General features: G+C 34.2%; 23 protein-coding genes. 18 read left to right on the forward strand and 5 right to left on the reverse strand.

Features of this window, described 5'->3' with window-relative positions:
- Positions 1–227 precede the first annotated feature (227 nt).
- Together map and IEV35_RS00010 are read left to right on the forward strand one after the other, a co-directional pair.
- Positions 228–971, forward strand: a complete 744-nt coding sequence (gene map, locus IEV35_RS00005; RefSeq protein WP_188382630.1) for a type I methionyl aminopeptidase — start codon at positions 228–230, stop codon at positions 969–971.
- Between the two features lie 128 nt (positions 972–1,099).
- Entirely contained in the window at positions 1,100–1,294 is a 195-nt protein-coding gene (locus tag IEV35_RS00010) for a DUF6954 family protein (RefSeq protein WP_188382631.1), read from the forward strand.
- A 187-nt stretch (positions 1,295–1,481) separates the two neighbouring features.
- Here the strand turns inward: IEV35_RS00010 and IEV35_RS00015 are convergent, their stop codons facing one another.
- Together IEV35_RS00015 and IEV35_RS00020 are read right to left on the reverse strand one after the other, a co-directional pair.
- Positions 1,482–2,291, reverse strand: a complete 810-nt coding sequence (locus IEV35_RS00015; RefSeq protein ID WP_188382632.1) for a CPBP family intramembrane glutamic endopeptidase — start codon at positions 2,289–2,291, stop codon at positions 1,482–1,484.
- Positions 2,292–2,337: 46 nt separating this feature from the next.
- The gene (locus IEV35_RS00020) at positions 2,338–2,652 is read right to left on the reverse strand and encodes a peptide ABC transporter permease (protein ID WP_229740584.1); all 315 of its coding nucleotides are present in this window, start codon (positions 2,650–2,652) and stop codon (positions 2,338–2,340) included.
- A 191-nt stretch (positions 2,653–2,843) separates the two neighbouring features.
- Between IEV35_RS00020 and IEV35_RS00025 the strand changes: the two genes are divergently transcribed.
- From IEV35_RS00025 to IEV35_RS00080, 12 genes are all read left to right on the forward strand, one after another.
- On the forward strand, positions 2,844–3,446 hold the full coding sequence (locus tag IEV35_RS00025; RefSeq protein WP_188382633.1) for a nucleotidyltransferase domain-containing protein: 603 nt from the start codon (positions 2,844–2,846) through the stop codon (positions 3,444–3,446).
- Positions 3,447–3,487: 41 nt separating this feature from the next.
- Positions 3,488–3,808 (forward strand): hypothetical protein, encoded by a 321-nt coding sequence (locus tag IEV35_RS00030; RefSeq protein WP_188382634.1) that lies wholly within the window; start codon positions 3,488–3,490, stop codon positions 3,806–3,808.
- 701 nt (positions 3,809–4,509) lie between these two features.
- Positions 4,510–4,809: a hypothetical protein gene (locus tag IEV35_RS00035; protein WP_188382635.1), complete on the forward strand. Its 300-nt coding sequence runs from the start codon at positions 4,510–4,512 to the stop codon at positions 4,807–4,809.
- Positions 4,810–5,262: 453 nt separating this feature from the next.
- Entirely contained in the window at positions 5,263–5,643 is a 381-nt protein-coding gene (locus tag IEV35_RS00040; RefSeq protein ID WP_188382636.1) for a YhfM domain-containing protein, read from the forward strand.
- Positions 5,644–5,693: 50 nt separating this feature from the next.
- Entirely contained in the window at positions 5,694–6,038 is a 345-nt protein-coding gene (locus IEV35_RS00045; protein ID WP_188382637.1) for a hypothetical protein, read from the forward strand.
- A gap of 248 nt (positions 6,039–6,286) precedes the next feature.
- Positions 6,287–6,685, forward strand: coding sequence for a hypothetical protein (locus IEV35_RS00050; protein ID WP_188382638.1), 399 nt, complete (start codon positions 6,287–6,289; stop codon positions 6,683–6,685).
- A 164-nt stretch (positions 6,686–6,849) separates the two neighbouring features.
- Positions 6,850–7,170 (forward strand): hypothetical protein, encoded by a 321-nt coding sequence (locus IEV35_RS00055; protein ID WP_188382639.1) that lies wholly within the window; start codon positions 6,850–6,852, stop codon positions 7,168–7,170.
- Positions 7,171–7,584: 414 nt separating this feature from the next.
- The gene (locus tag IEV35_RS00060) at positions 7,585–8,154 is read left to right on the forward strand and encodes a GNAT family N-acetyltransferase (RefSeq protein ID WP_373284678.1); all 570 of its coding nucleotides are present in this window, start codon (positions 7,585–7,587) and stop codon (positions 8,152–8,154) included.
- Between the two features lie 97 nt (positions 8,155–8,251).
- Positions 8,252–8,809 (forward strand): GNAT family N-acetyltransferase, encoded by a 558-nt coding sequence (locus tag IEV35_RS00065; protein WP_188382641.1) that lies wholly within the window; start codon positions 8,252–8,254, stop codon positions 8,807–8,809.
- Between the two features lie 68 nt (positions 8,810–8,877).
- A complete protein-coding gene (locus IEV35_RS00070) occupies positions 8,878–9,378 on the forward strand; it encodes a kinase (protein WP_188382642.1) in 501 nt (166 codons plus the stop codon).
- Positions 9,379–9,795: 417 nt separating this feature from the next.
- Positions 9,796–10,614, forward strand: coding sequence for a DUF2268 domain-containing putative Zn-dependent protease (locus IEV35_RS00075; RefSeq protein ID WP_188382643.1), 819 nt, complete (start codon positions 9,796–9,798; stop codon positions 10,612–10,614).
- A gap of 6 nt (positions 10,615–10,620) precedes the next feature.
- Positions 10,621–11,079: a hypothetical protein gene (locus IEV35_RS00080; RefSeq protein WP_188382644.1), complete on the forward strand. Its 459-nt coding sequence runs from the start codon at positions 10,621–10,623 to the stop codon at positions 11,077–11,079.
- A 203-nt stretch (positions 11,080–11,282) separates the two neighbouring features.
- Here IEV35_RS00080 and IEV35_RS00085 read toward each other — a convergent pair whose 3' ends face one another.
- Both IEV35_RS00085 and IEV35_RS00090 read right to left on the reverse strand, forming a co-directional pair.
- On the reverse strand, positions 11,283–11,495 hold the full coding sequence (locus tag IEV35_RS00085) for a hypothetical protein (RefSeq protein WP_188382645.1): 213 nt from the start codon (positions 11,493–11,495) through the stop codon (positions 11,283–11,285).
- A 228-nt stretch (positions 11,496–11,723) separates the two neighbouring features.
- A complete protein-coding gene (locus tag IEV35_RS00090) occupies positions 11,724–12,149 on the reverse strand; it encodes a DUF4275 family protein (protein ID WP_188382646.1) in 426 nt (141 codons plus the stop codon).
- 289 nt (positions 12,150–12,438) lie between these two features.
- On the opposite strand from IEV35_RS00090, the gene IEV35_RS00095 reads away from it, so the two are divergent.
- From IEV35_RS00095 to IEV35_RS00105, 3 genes are all read left to right on the forward strand, one after another.
- Positions 12,439–12,969 carry an RNA polymerase sigma factor gene (locus IEV35_RS00095; RefSeq protein ID WP_188382647.1) on the forward strand — a complete coding sequence of 177 codons (531 nt, stop codon included), beginning with the start codon at positions 12,439–12,441 and terminating at the stop codon, positions 12,967–12,969.
- On the forward strand, positions 12,950–14,293 hold the full coding sequence (locus tag IEV35_RS00100; RefSeq protein ID WP_188382648.1) for a GerMN domain-containing protein: 1,344 nt from the start codon (positions 12,950–12,952) through the stop codon (positions 14,291–14,293). Before IEV35_RS00095 ends, IEV35_RS00100 begins: the two co-directional genes overlap by 20 nt.
- A gap of 163 nt (positions 14,294–14,456) precedes the next feature.
- Complete coding sequence (locus IEV35_RS00105) at positions 14,457–14,648, forward strand: DUF6366 family protein (protein WP_188382649.1); 192 nt, start codon at positions 14,457–14,459, stop codon at positions 14,646–14,648.
- A gap of 436 nt (positions 14,649–15,084) precedes the next feature.
- Here IEV35_RS00105 and trxB read toward each other — a convergent pair whose 3' ends face one another.
- Positions 15,085–16,026, reverse strand: coding sequence for a thioredoxin-disulfide reductase (gene trxB / locus IEV35_RS00110; RefSeq protein WP_188382650.1), 942 nt, complete (start codon positions 16,024–16,026; stop codon positions 15,085–15,087).
- 282 nt (positions 16,027–16,308) lie between these two features.
- On the opposite strand from trxB, the gene IEV35_RS00115 reads away from it, so the two are divergent.
- Entirely contained in the window at positions 16,309–17,151 is an 843-nt protein-coding gene (locus IEV35_RS00115; protein WP_188382651.1) for a hypothetical protein, read from the forward strand.
- Positions 17,152–17,201 lie beyond the last annotated feature (50 nt).

Genomic DNA, 17,201 nt, shown 5'->3' on the forward strand with positions numbered 1-17,201 from the left:
GAATCTCGTTGTCTATTTTTATTTCTTTATTCAAAAAAAAGCTCCTCTCGGTTTCATTCCCGAAAGAAGCATATACAAAAATTGGTCATTTTTCCATTAAAGTTGCTTAACTTGATGGCTATGGGGACTGTCCCCCTAATTGAAAGTGTTTATGATTGAAAACTTCCCACCAGTTCCTATATCCTAGAACATACAAGATAAATAAAGAAAAAAAGCGAGGAAGCAAAATGATAGCAAAGACAGCAGAGGATTTTAACGGATTAAAAGAGATTGGAAAGATTTGTGGTTCGATTCGGAATGCATTAGTAAAAGCGACGAAGCCTGGTATTACAACAAAAGAGCTTGATCATATTGCGAAGGAACTTTTTGAACAGGCTGGCGCACAATCCGCACCAAAAGGAATCTATGATTTTCCGGGGTATACTTGCATTAGCGTCAATGAAGAAGTAGCACACGGTATTCCTGGGGAACGTATTATTGAAGAGGGGGACATTGTCAATATTGATGTGTCTGGCTCTAAAAATGGTTATTTTGCCGACTGTGGGGTTTCCTTTGTTGTTGGAAATGGCGAGCCGATTTTACAGAAAATCTGTGATGTAGCGAAAGAAGCATTTGATGCCGGCCTCGAGAAGGCTATGCCTGGTTCTAGAACAAGTGCACTTGGTAAAGCAGTAGAAGATGTTGCGAAAAAGCATGGCTTAACGGTGATTAAAAACTTAACTGGACATGGCATCGGTCGTACGATTCATGAAGCACCAGATCATATTTTAAATTACTACTCTCGTTGGGATGACCATGAATTACTAGATGGGATGGTAATTGCATTCGAACCGTTTATCTCGACGTTAGAAGAGGAAGTTTTCCTAGACGAGGATGATGAGTGGAGCTACTTGACCGAAGAAAGCTTTGTAGCGCAATATGAACATACGATTATTATCACAAAAGATGGACCGATTATTACGACATTATAAGTGGCTCCCTAAGTTGTGATTTCTGTGCCCTTTTTGAGGGAAGATAGAAATAAGCACAGATATGTCAGCAACAGCACTAGTTTATTTCCATATGATATAGGAAAAAACTAGGAAAGGGTGTCAAGCTTATGAAAATACTCGTATATGGCATCATTATTTTACTTTTTTTAGCAGTTACCTTCTTTGGAGTTGGCCCAATTTTACTGGCAGATGGGACGGTAGAAGAGAGGATATGGACTAGTGTTGTCGTGTTAGGGATTTATATTGGTCTTACGATTCTACTGATTGTCTGTCGGAGATTTTTTAAAAGGGATGAACGGTAAAAGAGGTTGTACTTGGTATCTATGATAGAAAAATTGAATTGAAAACGTAAAGGAGCTTAATCCATTAATTAAGCTCCTTTTTTACTGTTGGAAAAAGAAAATAGAGCAACTAATAACATACAAACAATAGAAGAAACAAACGACCATATGTTAATTTTTTTCTTCATCCAATAACTCCTTTTACCTACTATTTACTAGGATATGGCAAAGTAAGTGCATGACGTTTGTAGAAGCGGAACAAAATGAACGCAATAATAGGTATTAAAATTAGATAGATAATCGTATTTACAATCGCTGCCAGTTCCAATTGCTCAATCGATCCAATAGACAATCCTGGGGAAAAGTTGCTCAGACTAGAAATAAGATTGGTTAAGGAATGTAAAATAATTGGCACGATCAGTTTTTTCGTTTTTAGATAAACGAGACTGTAAAATATTCCATTGGCAAAATAGGCGAGGAATACGAGAATATCAAAGTGAAGAAATGCAAATAACAGGGAACTGATAATAATAGCCTTACCAATCCCTAATTTAGCTCCCCATTTATTTAGAAGATACCCTCTAAACAAGAACTCCTCAACAATAGGTACTAACGTAAAACTTATGATGAGCATCATAATCACATTAAAGTTAATGACCGTACTATCCGCCTGTTCGTTATAAATTGCATAAACTTCTTTGTATACATCTGGCTCAACCATGGAAATTAAAGGCATACCAGCACTCTGTGATAGCCAGGAAAATAGGATTAGTAGAATTTTAATACAAATCAGTGTAGTCCACGGTACATTTTTTACAGAAAAATCTCCAAAAACATCTTTGGGTGAAATATCATTGATTCGTAGTGAACGCACAAGTATGTAGAGACAAAGTAAATAAATAGTCACCCACATGAAAAAAGTTAACTCTATTTCTAATACACGTTGAATGGTGTTAAATACAATATGACTTAATAAAGCTACCCCTAACATCTGTACAAAAACAATGCCGATGTTCATGTTGTCAAATTTAGAATTTTCCCTCATAAAAACTACTCATCTCTTTTTATTGCTTCTTTCTTTTCAAGTAAATCCCAATCACTAATAGAAAAATACTATAAATACTCAACCCAACTATTACAAAAGTTGCCTCGCCCATAATATTAATAGAATCAAGCCCACTATGATCGTTCACATGATCCTGTTCGGATTGATAAGTGGACCAAATAACAGTAGTCATAAAAAGATAAAATAGGATTAGCAGAGCTGACTTTATATACGCTAATCCTTTGTTTCTCAAAGAAATAGTGCGCAATGTATATAAAAAGAGCCCACCATATACAAGCATAAAAATAATTATTTCATAAAACTCAATCTCCAACGTCCTGCCCCCATTATAGTAACTAGTTATCTTTTTATTTTATCATACTATTCAAATATCTATCTATGTATTTCCTGAAAACTGCATGTATTAGCTCCAGATGAATGATTGAAATAATGTTCCACTAACATCATTATGTTATGCTAGATTTAGAGAATGTAAGCCAGTGCTTAAGAATATAGGAAAGAACGGTGTCGATATTGGCGGATCAAAGAATAGATGAAGCAAATAAGATAATAGCGTTTCTTAATCATCATCCAGCGGTTCAGAACTCTTTTCTCAGGGGAAGTTTATCTAATGGAAATCATGACGAATTTTCGGATATTGATATAGGAATTGATGTAACTGGGTCGGACAACGGAGAATTTGCCAAGGAATTACCAAGTTTAATTTCTAGTAATTTCAACATTTTATTTCACGATTGGAGCCCCAGTCTATTACCTGAAGAATACGTCATAACTTTTGTTCATAAAGATTTCCCGATATTTTGGATAATAGATGTTCAAGTTATGGCAACTCCACATCACCCAACGTTGACAGAAGTACAAGTAAACAAATATCATCATTTACTAAAATTGTGGATCTTAAATTTAAAATATTATTTAAGAGGAAACGAAGAGGCTGATGAAAACATAGTTAAGTTAGCAAAAAGAACTTTCAACAAAGAAGTTGAGAATACTGATGTACCTTACTTATTGTCCCAGATTTTGAAGGAAATAAAAGAAAATGTAGAACCAGCATTACATACTTTTATAGAGAAATGTGAAATAGAGTTAATCAAACGTTTGTTTTAATTGTTCCGAGTTCAATCTAACTGTTAAAGGGGGAGATAGAAATGTTTGCCCAGTTGTTTTTAGGCATATTTTTTATTATAAAGGGTATTGTGGAACACATCGCTAGAAAACCTAATTTGTTTATTCCAGAAGCCGCGGTACAGAACATCCCTAAAGAGGAACTATCAAACTATCTGAAAAAAGTTGGCAAAGTTCATATTTTACTTGGCGCCTTTATCGCCAGTATGGGACAAATCGAATTTTGGTATAAACCAGAACTGTGGATTTATATAACGACCTACATTGTATTGGGATTTGGGTTGATTGGAATTTTATTATATTTAAATAAGAGATACTCTGGTAGCTATATAATGAGAGGTTGATTGTGAGTTAACTTAGGTGCGGTATTCATAGGGATCATTTGGTGGATGGTCTCTATTTTTTTGTGTTGGAGCCTGTTATCAACCGTATAGTTGTCTTATCAACTGGTAAATATGCTAATCAACCAAATTACTGTGCAATTAACCAACAACATGGCTAATCAACTGAAGTTCTGTGCAATCAACTAAACTACAATGTAATCAACCAAAGTTGTAGTATAATCAACCAAATAATCGTGTGAATCAACCGAAACTCACGTGAAATCAACCTTAATATGTAGTAATCAACCGAATTCCAATGCAATCAACCAATAATGTGGTTAATTAACCAAATCCCTGCCCAATCAACTAAACTACAATGTAATCAACCAAAATTATAGTATAATCAACCAAATAATCGTGTGAATCAACTGAAACCTAGATGAAATCAACCATAATATGTAGTAATCAACCGAACTTCCTCGCAATCAACCAATAACATGGCTAATCAACCAAACTCCTTCGCAATCATCCGAACTCCACTATAATCACCCAAATAAACATAGAAATCACCAATAACCCTATGTACTCATCTAACATACGGCTTCCAATATATCACATTGACTGTATAACAAATAGAAAAATTATGTTAGGATTGTCATAAACAATACTAATTAATGTCCACTAAATGAATTTACATATCACTTTACCGAGGTGAGGATCTAATGAAGAATGCTTATCTTATAACCGTACACATTCTGAATTTACTTTTACTTGCGGGTATCTGTTTTGTTTCGTTTTTCCTTGTCATAAATATTACTCCACCTGGGCCAATACCGAACTTTGGATTTATAGAATTTAGTTATGTTGTTTTCTTGTTTGTCATGTGGGGGCTAAACTATTGGTTCCAATACAAGAAGAGAAATTGGATTTTACCATTTGCATTTACTATTCTGTTCATTGTTATTGCTTTACTTGCTCTAGGGGTAGTCGTTCCACTTCTGAGGGAACTTGTTTATTCTTAGGTGAAATTTAAATTAAAGGGGATTGTCTCTCTAAAACAAAACCAGTTAATAACAGCTGCTTCATAATTCACCTATAAGTGCAATAGTGAAAGAAGATGTTCTCATAAGGTCGCCTTGTCTTATGGTTAAATTTTCATCTTACTTTTGAAATATTATTTTAGTATTTTGATAGATGTTATTGCGCTAATTGGTCAGGTCAGTGGTAGAAGGTAAATGCTATTATTGAGGTGATATTCCATTAACAGGTGCAATGCTTAAAGAAGGAGATCCGATAAGATCCCCTTTTTTAATGGTTAAAATTATTTAAAATATTATCGGAATATTATGTTAGTATTTATGTAACAGTTTTTATTCTAATGGGACGGAATAATGGAACGATTGTTCTACATGAAACAAAGAGTAGAAAAAGTTCGTCTAATTTGTATTAGATAAAACTTGAGGTGGGTATTAACTATGAAGAAATTTAGTGTAATGTTAACTCTATTTATTATTTCGATAAGTTTAATAGGTTGCCAAGGGCAAGCTAAGGGATTAGAAATAGAAAAAATAACTATTTACCAATTAAAAAATAACACTAATAAAATTGTTATAGAGGACAAAGAATCTACCAAAATAATCAAAGAAGCAGTCAGTAGTGCAAAAAAAGTTCAAGGGATTGTAAATGTTGCTAATCCAGAGTATAGAATCGAATTTGGAAAGAAAACTTATTTTCTTTGGATTGAAGAAAAGTCAGGAACCATTATGGATAGCGAAGATACACACACGATTTATTCCATATCAGATAACTCTACAAAAGAAATTAACATGTTTATTTCAGCTTTATATAAAAAGTAATCAATCATATTGCATTAGCTAGTACATTTGTGAGATGGAGGCGTGATGTATTGATAGGTAATATTGGTGGAATTGCAGGGATTGTTATATCAATTTTAATGATTATATTATTATTAATTGGGCTTTGGAGTAGTAAACTTCATTCATTTATTGGTGGCGTATTCTTTTTTCTATTACTAATTATCCATGAAGTTTATTCTTTCATTTCACCGCTATTAATTCGTAATTATATTGATACTCTTAGTATTGCTAATAAGGAACCTTTGTTTGGAATGACTATTGGAGAATTAGTATTAACCTTATCTTTGATACCAAAGTTGATTGTTTTGGCTGCGTTTATTTGCTTAATCTTTGGGTTAAAAAAGCTATGGAACGTAAAAAGCGTATCTCCATGATAATAATTTGTGAAATACAGTAATTATAATAATAAGTGTAAAAGTGTAGTTAATCCGACTGTGATAGCCTTTTTCTATTACTAAAATATTCGATTTGTTTATGGAATATTATGTAAGTGTATCCGATCGGGTGTTTTACTTTAATATGATTTCTCACTTATTGCATTAACGGAGTAATTTAGTTAAATTGGCAATAATCGTTTTTTACTAAAAAGGGGTTGTTTGTTTGAAGGTAAAAAAGGATTAAAATGCTTGTGTTGTTGTTTTTCATTTTAGCATTGATTACAGCTTGTTCGAGTCAAGATTATGCTAACTTAACAAGAGTTGATATTCAGAAAGTTAATCCAGATGGGAATTACGAAGATACTGTAATAATCACTAACAATCAAACTATTGAAGAACTGAAAAGTATTTTTATTGATATTAAATGGGAACCAAATATACAGGCAGAGATGGCTAGAAAAGAAGACGTGTTAGTTACATTGTTTTACACTATTGATGAAAATATGCCTGAAAAACTTTATGAGTATAGGGTTTGGTTCAATGGTAATGGTAATGCCACAATAGTTAGCAATAACGAAGTAGAGGGATATGGTTCATTAAATGAAGAGGATACATTAAAACTTAAAAACATTTTATTAAACTAAAGGCTGCAAGAGTTTAACAAGGTGATCCAAGTGGGGACGCCTTTTTTATTTGAATTTACAATGATATTTACAGAATATTATGTTAGTATTGAAGTAGAAGTTTTTAAGGTTAGAAGGCAGGTTAGTGAAACAACAAAATCGCAAGAAGAATGAAGGTGGAAAGCGTGAAAACAAAGATAGTTATTGCTCTTTGTTTTATTTTATTAATAAGTGCTGTGCTCTTATTTTATCCATATAATTTATATCACCACCTTACTGCGGAAGAAAAAGTCACAACTATTTTTAATGACCCCATGTTGAGAGAAAATTCTTTTGGCGATGATTCTGAGATAACGAATGTAAAATATTTAGGTAATTATTTATATCGTGTGGTGACAGAAGAAAGCTCTTTTCTTGTTAAGATTAAATCAAGTAATGCCAGCCATTCTATTGAAGTTTATGAACACAACATAAATACTACAATATTCGAATATCACCCAGAATAGAAAACTCTAATTTATAGGTGGGGTATTGAAATGAAAAAAGCATTACTTAAAAATCAAATTAATAAGAAGTACAACGCTTGGAAAATCCAAGTGTTTTTATTTGTTATTTAAAGTATACATATTGCTGTAATCAACTAAATCGATAGGCAATCAACCAAAACGATTGCTAATCAACCGTAAAGTGGTTCTAATCAACCAATTTCTACAAATAATCAACTAATAAGTGGGACAAATCAACCGAAATTTATACTAAATCAACCAACAAATGGGTTAATCAACCAAATCCCGCCTGTATCACTTGAATTGAAAGTTAATTTAGAATTAAAAGACTAATATGTTATGATAGAAATGTAATTCCTTGCCTATTACTTCAGAAATAGAAGGAATCATACGAGATAGAGAGAATACAAGAACATAGGGGGAATAGACATGAACAATTATTTCACAATTGACTGTGGGGATATTTTGCTTCGGGAATTTAGAGTAGAAGATGCAGACGCTATTTATGAATTAACTTCACAACCTGAAGTTTATGAGTTTTTGCCAGATTGGCGATCTACTAGGGAACAACGATTAGATTGGGTGACCAATTATGAGATACCTGATAATAAGGAATTTTTAGATGCTGTACCTAATATTGGTGAGCATTGGTTAAAATTAGGGATTTTTTTAAAGGAAACAGGGGAGTTCATCGGTTTCTGCAATACAGGGATTAAAGAGGAACTGGAGGAACCAAATCGAGAAATTGCATATGCGATCTCAAAGTTTCATAGAAATAAAGGATACACAACACAGGCAGTAAAAGGATTAGTATCATACCTGTTTGAAAATACTACGGTTGAACAACTGAATACCGTAGTCGTCCTACAAAATAAAGCATCTATAAAAGTTATTGAAAAATGTGGGTTTCAATACGTAGGAGATATAGATATTGATGAGCAACTCCATCATCATTATAAACTGTTGAAAAAGGACTGGGTATAGAAATATATAGGAACGAAGCGTGGTAACTGTGGAGTCCACGCTTAATCTGTTTTAAACTATAACGTTAAGTATGAAAGTGATGAGAGGAGAAAATTCTATGAGTAACAAATTCGATAGATTCCCAGTATTAGAGACAAATCGGCTAATTTTAAGAAAGATAGAGCAAGATGATGCGCATGATATTTTCGAGTATCTATCCGATAAAGAAGTGATGAAACATTATGGTACGGAACCGTTTCAAACAGTGGATGAAGCATATAAAACAATATCCAAGTATGAAGCGGTGTTCGCGGAAAAACGCGGCATTCGATGGGGTATCACTTTAAAGGAAGAAGATAAGGTTATTGGTAGCTGTTTCTTTTATGATATGAATTGGGATCATTACAGAACAGATCTTGGGTATATCTTAAATAAAGACTATTGGAAGAGAGGAATTGCCCAAGAGGCTGTAAAAGCTATCATACAATATGGAATAGAAAATTTGAACATCAATCGTTTCCAATCCGTAATTGATCCTCCTAATGTCCCATCGCAAAAAGTAGTGGAAAGACTAGGGTTTCAAAGAGAAGGATTATTAAGAAGTTATGAATATTTTAGTGGGAAATTTGATGATTTATATATGTATTCGTTGTTGAAGTCGGATGTTGAAAAGTGATGGTTCTGGCACCTCTTGGAGAAGAACTATTTCTTTATTACTAGTTTTAATTAAAAAGGGGGAAACACATGGAATCCAAACTGATCATCATACGCGGCAATTCAGGGAGTGGGAAAACGACTACAGCGAAAAATCTTCAACATCATTTAGGGTGTGGAACGTTGCTTGTGTCTCAGGATGTTGTTCGGCGGGATATGTTAAAAGTAAAAGATAGAGAAGGAAATCTGTCCATTGATCTAATTCGCCAAATTACAGAATATGGTAAGGGCAAGTGTGAATTTGTGATTGTCGAAGGAATAATGTATACGAAACGTTATGCTGAAATGTTGAACCAACTTATCGAGTTTTTTGATCATCGAGTTTATACATATTATTTTGATTTATCGTTTGAAGAAACAGTTAAACGTCACAACACAAGGTCAAAAAAATTCGAGTTTGGAGAAGATGCTTTACGTCGCTGGTGGAATCAGAGTGATTATCTTGGTGTAGATGGAGAAACGTTATTTACGGATGAGATGACAGAGGATGAAGTGATGGAAGTAATATTAAGTCAGATAGAAAATAGTTAGAATCGGGCGGGTCATTGAATTAGATTATTATAGTCTTTGTAATTTACTATATTTATATTTAGGTTTTTCACTAAGGGGATAGCGAGTATGAAGTTACTGAACTGTCATAATTGCAATGAGCGTTTTAGTCGAAAACAAATTTCAAAATCCACAAGCAATTTATTTATCCGTTCAAAAGTTGAATGTTCAAAGTGTGAAGCAATATATAAGATTACAATTCCAACCTATTTATTGTTAATTTTTATGAGAGGAACTGAGATATCACTAGTGGTATTAATGTTCTACTTAAATTTCAAAGATTTACTGGTTAATTTGTTAAGTATTGCATTCGTATTGCTTAGCATTTTCATCCTCATGTATATCGAACCATTTCTGGCTAAATATAAGAGAATTACAAAAAATTAGGAGGAATTTACGATGATTACAGTTAATCAAATCACTCCTGAGAAACTTATCGATAATAAAAACCGCTTGGATGCATTCCTACAAGAAGAACTAGCACCAACGATCACTAAAGATTCATGGATGAAATGGGCAGGAATTACACAACGTTTTAAGTTGGATTCATTTAAGACTTTATCCGATACTGATTTGACAACACTTCAATGGAATGTGGAGCAAATTGATGAAATAGTGAAAGAAATTATCAAAAAAGTTAACCAGTACTTAACGTATGATAAAGTCCTTATTACCATTTTGCCTGCTTTACCGTTTTCTTTCTTTAAAAATCAGCCGCAATCCCTATGGCTCAATGGGTTTACAAATGGACCGGGGAATATTTTGCTTGCGATACCACCTAAGCCAGACATCGATTACTTTCAATATTTACTCGCCCACGAATTACATCATGCTACTCCAGAAAATCCGATTTATCAGCTAACCTTAGAAACATTTACCTTAGAGGAGTGGTATAAGATGGAAGGAGCGGCAGAATTTTTTAGTCTATCATTGTATCCCGATAAACGATGGTGGAGGGATAACTTACCAATAGAGGTAGAAGAGAGTTATTGGGAGGCTTGTCAGGAACACCTAAAGGTAGCTGATGATCAAATAAAAGGGCCACTATGCTTTGGAAATCCTAAAAAGGGAATTCCTATTTTTGCTGGTTATTCTTTTGCTTTGAAACTCATATCAAACTATGTATCTATGAATAAAATAGAAGATATAAAGGAACTTTTTGCCGTTGAGCCGGCTATGTTTATAGAGAATTATAAGAGAGATTTAATGAAGAAATAGAATAAGATGGGGGTATTTGTTATTAAAAAGATAATTTTATTTTTATTAGGTTTCACTCCATTATTATTAGGTTATGTCATGAATTCGTGGATGATGGAGAATCTAGATAAGGTCTTGCCATTAAAACTAATAGGGTTTCTTTTTCTTGCTTTTTGGCTATTGATTGGGTTGGTGAGTAATAAGTTGGAGACTTCCTTAGTTCAGTCTTTCGTAATTGCGCATTTACCGGCATTACTCATGCTTTTATTAATTATGTATCAAGAATGGATAGTAGATGCATTCTGGTCCAACCTGTTCGGACTTGCTCCACAATTTTACTTTATACCATTAATGAATTTATCTGCTTCGGTAATTGGGATACTTGGAATCTCAACTAAAGGGATTTGGTTCGCTTGTTTACTAGCTCTATTGTATATGGTTGCTGCTTATTATATCGGTAACTATATAAGGAGATTTCTGGATTAATATTACGGGGGAAGTTGATTAGGAAATAATAATGAGCTCTATTGTGAAAGGCTCTGATCGCAACTTAACGATAAGTCATAAAGCAATACATACTTTGATTCACTTGAGAATTACATATCATTCATGAACAAGGAGCTTGGTTTTATTAAAGCTCCTTTTTTATTGGAAAATATTCACTTTCTTTCATTAAAGCCCTCGTAATTTTAATTAGGATTATTAGCCAGGAAAAAGTTCTTTGCTATTTTAGGTAAAATAGCTGATACCGGAACAAATATAATTGGAAAAACAACTAAATCCATTACATCGGATTGAAATAAATTGACCAGTAAAGGATTTATAAAATAAAAGTGAAAATGATAACTCATAAATAGAAACATCGCAAAAAATACCCAAAATAACAAAGTGCCCTTGCTCATATAATAGCCTCCTTTAAATAGTAGAATCATTCTGGTGCATCGCAGATAGAGGTGCAATTAAGATAACTTGTACGAGTTTTTGATGATCAAGTTTATTAAACTTCAATAGAACTAATTTTCTTCGTTAGTAAAATAAGTCTGACAAATAAGCATTATACCTTCTTGAATAAATGCATCCTATAATTCAAGTATAAATCATCACATTACTAGCTTTTATACTGCATTTTATTATCTTCCTTTATTTTTTCGATAAAAATATGGTCCATATATACCTTTTTCATGCGGAATAACGTATGTCCAATTAAACCCTTTATCGACTACATATACATCACTGTATTCACCAAATTCATTTAACAAATCAATGGCTTTCATTTCTGAAGCAAATTCTACTTTTAGCACATCGTTGGAATCTTGGAAAAATATATAACAGTATTGTTTATTAACTCTATCAAAATATTTATTTGCCTCTTTTCCTTCAATGTAATCCTTAAATCCACTATGAATCAACTCCCATAAGTAATGGCGATGATTTCGTGTTTTTTCATTCATAGGTTCGTAAAATGATTCTAGCCATTGATTTCTATAATCGTTACCTTTATTTTCTATTTCCATTACAATAATTCCCTTACTGCGAAGCTTCGATGCTAAACTCAAATGTTATCACCTCCATTAATTTGTAACTATACACTCATTGAAGTTTAAGTATTTTTAGGTGAACTAGTTATTCCTTAATTAACTATACTACCCCGGTAGTTTTAGCACTTTTTACACAATATCTATATTGATTTTAACACAGTATTCTAATTATTATTAAAATACTGTTCCAATAGAATCCTGTATTAGTCAACTATAATTAAGCATTGAAACTTTTTGTAACCTTGTTTTAGTTAATCCGTCTATACTATAGACAGTACATACAAACGGGGGAAAAGGGGGGGGCATCATGAACGTACAGACAGAAGCTCAAATTCAGCAGCTGTATGAAGACTATCATCAAGAAATATTTCGATATATTTTCATGATGATCGGTGAACGTCAACAAGCTCGGGATTTGATGCAAGAAACATTCATTAAAGCATTCCTAAATATAGAGAGTTTCAGAGGTGATGCTAGTTATAAAACATGGTTATATCGAATCGCAAGAAATGTAACAATTGATTATCAACGGAGGAAAAAACCAGGGACATATATATTAGACCATCTCGCGCCAATGAAGTCGGATCAAGCAACGCCGGAAGAAATCGCGTTACTTGGTGATGATGTGGAACAATTGTATATTGCCCTTTCCCGCTTAAAGAAAGGGTACCGAGATGTCATTATGTTACGGAAGATTCGAGAGTTTTCGGTTAAAGAGACGGCAACTATTATGGGGTGGAAGGAAAGTCGGGTCAAAACAGCCTTGCATCGTGGGTTGAATGCGCTTCGGGATGAAATGAAAAAGGAGGGATATAGAAGTGAAACAATCAGATTTTGAAAGTCAATTTCAGAAGTTCAACGAAATTAGTTTAACTAAGCAGGAATCCTCTGAATCATACAAACTAATACTCTCCAATTATCGTACGGCAAAAAAACAGAAGAAGACTCGTATGATGTTTAATCATATTTTACCTGGAATGGCAACGGTCGCGTTAGTTCTAGTGTTTGGCTGGTTATTATTTGATATTTTGCAGCCTTCTATTCAGCAGCCAGGAGAACAATCACCTACAATTGTTGAAGAGGATGAACAGGAAGAGAATATTAACGAACCGGAAAATAATAATGAAGAAGATCCTGTTCCAAAAAATATAACGAACGCTTGTATGGAAGATGAAGATGCACAACCAACTTCCCAATCTGTTGTCGTATATTTTGAATGTTACAGTACTGATAATTCCCCATCTCCATTTATTGCGGTAGAACGAGAGATAGAAAATGAAGGAATTGAATTTGATCCTATCGTATTTGCGATCCAGCAATTATTGCAAGGTCCAACTGAAGAAGAAGTGAAAAAAGGATATGGATCTATTTTTAATAAAGATACGGCAGAAACATTACGGGGAATAGAACTACAGAGTACAGGCCATTTAATCGTGGACTTTGATGATTTCTCAACGATTATACCTAATGGAAGTTCATCAGCAGCATCAATGGCGATGTTAGAATCATTAAACCGGACGTTAGCACAATTTGAAGAAGTCAAAACAATTGAATACCGTTTTGATGGAAGCTGCGAAGCCTTTTACGGTTGGATTCAAGTAGGTGAATGTACTTATTTTACAGCGGATAGCTATCGCACGGAGGTGGAAGCCGAGGCCGTAAAAGAGGAACTATTAGAGAAGTCAGAAATTATTTTTAATCATTTACTAGCTAAGGAATGGGAGCAAGTTGCACATTATATTCATCATGAAAAAGGGTTAGTCTATTCTCCGTTTTCCAATGTTGGAGATGAGGATGATTTACACTTTTCAAGATTAGATGTTTGGGGCTTTTATAAAGATGAAAGCCAGTACATTTGGTCTTGGGATCAAAGTGAAGCAGAATTTATGGCAACGCCAAATGACTTTGTAGACAACTTACTAAAGAAAAGGAATAACTATGTTTATGAATATGATGAAATTACCTATAATGACTCAGACATGGGTACAATGATTAATACGATTCACGAAGTATTTCCAAACGCAATTTATGTAGAGTATTTAGATGAGCCAGATCCGAATTCGAGAGATTGGACCAATTATCAAGCGCTCCGATTTGTCTTTGAAGAAATAGATAATGAATGGTACTTCGTCGCGTTAGTGAGAGGGGCGCATAATCCTTAATAGGGGATGTGGGTGTAAATTTAGGAAAGTGTGAGCGATTATGTGAACACTTTCCTTTTTTATTAACTTTTTGAATTTTATGTTAATATGTAGTTAAAGTACTGGGACAATAAGGATGAAGGTATTTAAATAGTAGCTTTGTTAAAGCAAAGGGGTAATGATTATGAGAAACAACAAAGTAAATCCAGAAGAAACGAGAGAAAAGTTGAGACAAGAAGAATTAAAAAATCCATCCAGCAGTGTACAAGGGAGTAATCTATCTGACTTAGTAGGTGGTTTTAGTTGGAAAGCAACTGGGATACTGTTACTAGTTATCGTGTTAGGGTTTATTGTTTATGCGGTGTTCTTTCGGTAATGGGTGGGTAATCGGCCGAACTCTGTTTTAATCTTCCAAACTTGGTGGTAATCGGCCGAATTCTGGTTTAATCTTCCAAACTTGGTGGTAATCGGCTGAACTATGGTTTAATCTTCCAAACTTGGCGGTAATCTGCCGAACTCTGTTTTAATCTTCCAAACTTGGTGGTAATCGGCCGAACTATGGTTTAATCTTCCAAACTAGGTGGGAATCGGCCGAAATACGGTTAAATCTGCCAAACTTGGTTGGAATAGGCCGAACCTTGTTTTAATCTGCCAAACTGGGTGGGCAATCGGCCGAACTTTGGTTTAATCTTCCAAACTGGGTGGGAATCGTCCGAATTCTGATTTAATCTTCCAAACTAAGTAACTAATCAACCAAATAAGAAGTCTAATCAACCAGACTCCCACCAAATCAACCAAACCCCATTTAAAGATCAACCGCCCACCACAGCTTCCTTCAATCTCTCAATATACTTCTGTGCACTTTCAGCTGCGATACTACCATCGCTCGTTGCAGTTACAATTTGACGAAGGGATTTTTCTCGTACGTCTCCTGCAGCAAATATTCCAGGGATGTTTGTTTCCATTTTTTCATCGGTCACGATATATCCTTCGTTATTTGTTATTCCAAGATTTTCAAAAGGTTTAGTGAGTGGTACCATACCGATATAGACAAAAATACCATCAGCTTGTAATTCCTGTTCGGATCCATCAACGGTATTTACTAAAGTGATTCGATTTACTTTTCCATGCTCCCCGTGGATTTCTTTTACGGTATGATTCCAAATAAAATTAATCTTTTCATTGGCAAACGCACGGTCTTGGAGGATAGGTTGGGCACGCAGTTTATCTCGACGGTGAATAATTGTCACTTTGCTTGCGTATCGTGTTAAAAATACACCTTCTTCTACAGCGGAGTCACCGCCACCAATGACAACTAATTCACGCTCCTTAAAGAATGCCCCATCACATACGGCACAATAGGAAACACCTCGTCCACCGAGTTCCTTCTCTCCTGGAACGCCTAGTTTTTTGTACTCTGCACCAGTAGCTATAATGACAGTTCTTGCTAGTATTTCCTTGTTACTTGTTATAATCGTCTTGAAGCTTTTTCCATCAACAATTTCTTGAATGACGCCATAGGCGTATTCAGCACCGAATTTCTTCGCATGATTAAACATTTTTTGTGATAAATCTGTTCCTTGAATGGTCTCATATCCAGGGTAATTTTCTACTAATTCTGTGTTGGCCATTTGGCCACCAGGAATCCCACGTTCAATCATAATCGTTGATAAATTTGCACGTGATGCATAGACAGCGGCTGTCATTCCAGCAGGACCAGCTCCGATAATGGCAACATCATAAATTTGATTCATATTGCTTCACTCCTCATTGTTATTTAACTACATCGTAGCAGGACTAGTGTCGAGAATGTACCAATAGAAGTTGGGATATGTTGTTTATCCAACAGATGAGAGAAACTGTTTAAAATGATGAGTTTTTTGGATTGGGACGATAGAACTATGTCTAGAGGTTCATTATTTAAGTCCCATTAAATGATAGTATGGAAGGGATGAATAATAGTCTCATTAAGATTTAAATATTTAAGGAGTTTGAACTGATCGAAATTGGTTACGAGATGAAAGGGGTATTTATAGTTGAGAAAATTAGTAGTTATTGTAATAATAGTTCTCCTCTTTGTTGGATATCTATTAGGAAAAAAAGAAGATTATACAGAAGATTATCCAAAAATTTATAAAGGTTTCCTTGATGAACATATTGGAGATTGGGAAGTAATCGATGAACGAGAAGTAGAAATCATTTATAAACCTTTTTACTCTACGGAACGCACGTTTAATAGAAACAAAAGAAAATATTTGCACTCAGAAGATAAACCATTCTTCGTACCTACGTACACGTATATTAAATGGGGAATTGAGTATGTAGATGATGATGGTGATCACTATGATTTTGTCCTTAGTAATATGTTACCAATTGAAGAAAATCTAATCGATGCTGTTTTTGAAAAGCTAACAGAGGAAATGGAAGAGATAAAATCGGAAGGTATGGGGATTGTCATTCAAGATCCCTACATTCGTTTCGGGGATTTAACGGGTGAGGACCAGCAAGACCAGTTTGCGGAAATAAAAAATTTATATGGTGATACGCTCAATTTAAGTAAAGTTGGGATAGACAATGCATTTGCAGAAACTCCAATCTATGCCATAATTAATTTTAACTATGATGAAATGAATTCAATGACAGAAAATGAGTTTCATCAATATGTTGAACAAGAAATGGATGCCTTACTTGAATTAATCCCTTCGTTAAATGCTAGTGTTATCGTAGATATGGGGAATGAAAATTATCAATCTACCTATCTCTTACAAGGGAAATCCGTGGAAACTGTCGATAAATATGTAAGTTCGTATGATTATAATAAATTTATAAAGGAAAAATTTCCGGAGTTTGGTGTGTTGAAAGGAACAAAGAATGACTAGGTAGATTTAATAAAAGTTATGTCTTAGAAATTTTGGAGTGGCCATTAATG

Origin of the sequence: Ornithinibacillus halotolerans, from assembly GCF_014637405.1 — a bacterium.
GTDB classification, from domain to species: Bacteria; Bacillota; Bacilli; order Bacillales; family Amphibacillaceae; genus Ornithinibacillus; species Ornithinibacillus halotolerans.

Bases quoted from the DNA above. Each gene is read 5' to 3' on its own strand.
- map (WP_188382630.1), top strand. From the start codon at position 228: ATGATAGCAAAGACAGCAGAGGATTTTAACGGATTAAAAGAGATTGGA.
- IEV35_RS00010 (WP_188382631.1), top strand. From the start codon at position 1,100: ATGAAAATACTCGTATATGGCATCATTATTTTACTTTTTTTAGCAGTT.
- IEV35_RS00015 (WP_188382632.1), bottom strand. From the start codon at position 2,291: ATGAACATCGGCATTGTTTTTGTACAGATGTTAGGGGTAGCTTTATTA.
- IEV35_RS00030 (WP_188382634.1), top strand. From the start codon at position 3,488: ATGTTTGCCCAGTTGTTTTTAGGCATATTTTTTATTATAAAGGGTATT.
- IEV35_RS00035 (WP_188382635.1), top strand. From the start codon at position 4,510: ATGAAGAATGCTTATCTTATAACCGTACACATTCTGAATTTACTTTTA.
- IEV35_RS00040 (WP_188382636.1), top strand. From the start codon at position 5,263: ATGAAGAAATTTAGTGTAATGTTAACTCTATTTATTATTTCGATAAGT.
- IEV35_RS00050 (WP_188382638.1), top strand. From the start codon at position 6,287: ATGCTTGTGTTGTTGTTTTTCATTTTAGCATTGATTACAGCTTGTTCG.
- IEV35_RS00065 (WP_188382641.1), top strand. From the start codon at position 8,252: ATGAGTAACAAATTCGATAGATTCCCAGTATTAGAGACAAATCGGCTA.
- IEV35_RS00070 (WP_188382642.1), top strand. From the start codon at position 8,878: ATGGAATCCAAACTGATCATCATACGCGGCAATTCAGGGAGTGGGAAA.
- IEV35_RS00075 (WP_188382643.1), top strand. From the start codon at position 9,796: ATGATTACAGTTAATCAAATCACTCCTGAGAAACTTATCGATAATAAA.
- IEV35_RS00080 (WP_188382644.1), top strand. From the start codon at position 10,621: ATGGGGGTATTTGTTATTAAAAAGATAATTTTATTTTTATTAGGTTTC.
- IEV35_RS00085 (WP_188382645.1), bottom strand. From the start codon at position 11,495: ATGAGCAAGGGCACTTTGTTATTTTGGGTATTTTTTGCGATGTTTCTA.
- IEV35_RS00095 (WP_188382647.1), top strand. From the start codon at position 12,439: ATGAACGTACAGACAGAAGCTCAAATTCAGCAGCTGTATGAAGACTAT.
- IEV35_RS00105 (WP_188382649.1), top strand. From the start codon at position 14,457: ATGAGAAACAACAAAGTAAATCCAGAAGAAACGAGAGAAAAGTTGAGA.
- trxB (WP_188382650.1), bottom strand. From the start codon at position 16,026: ATGAATCAAATTTATGATGTTGCCATTATCGGAGCTGGTCCTGCTGGA.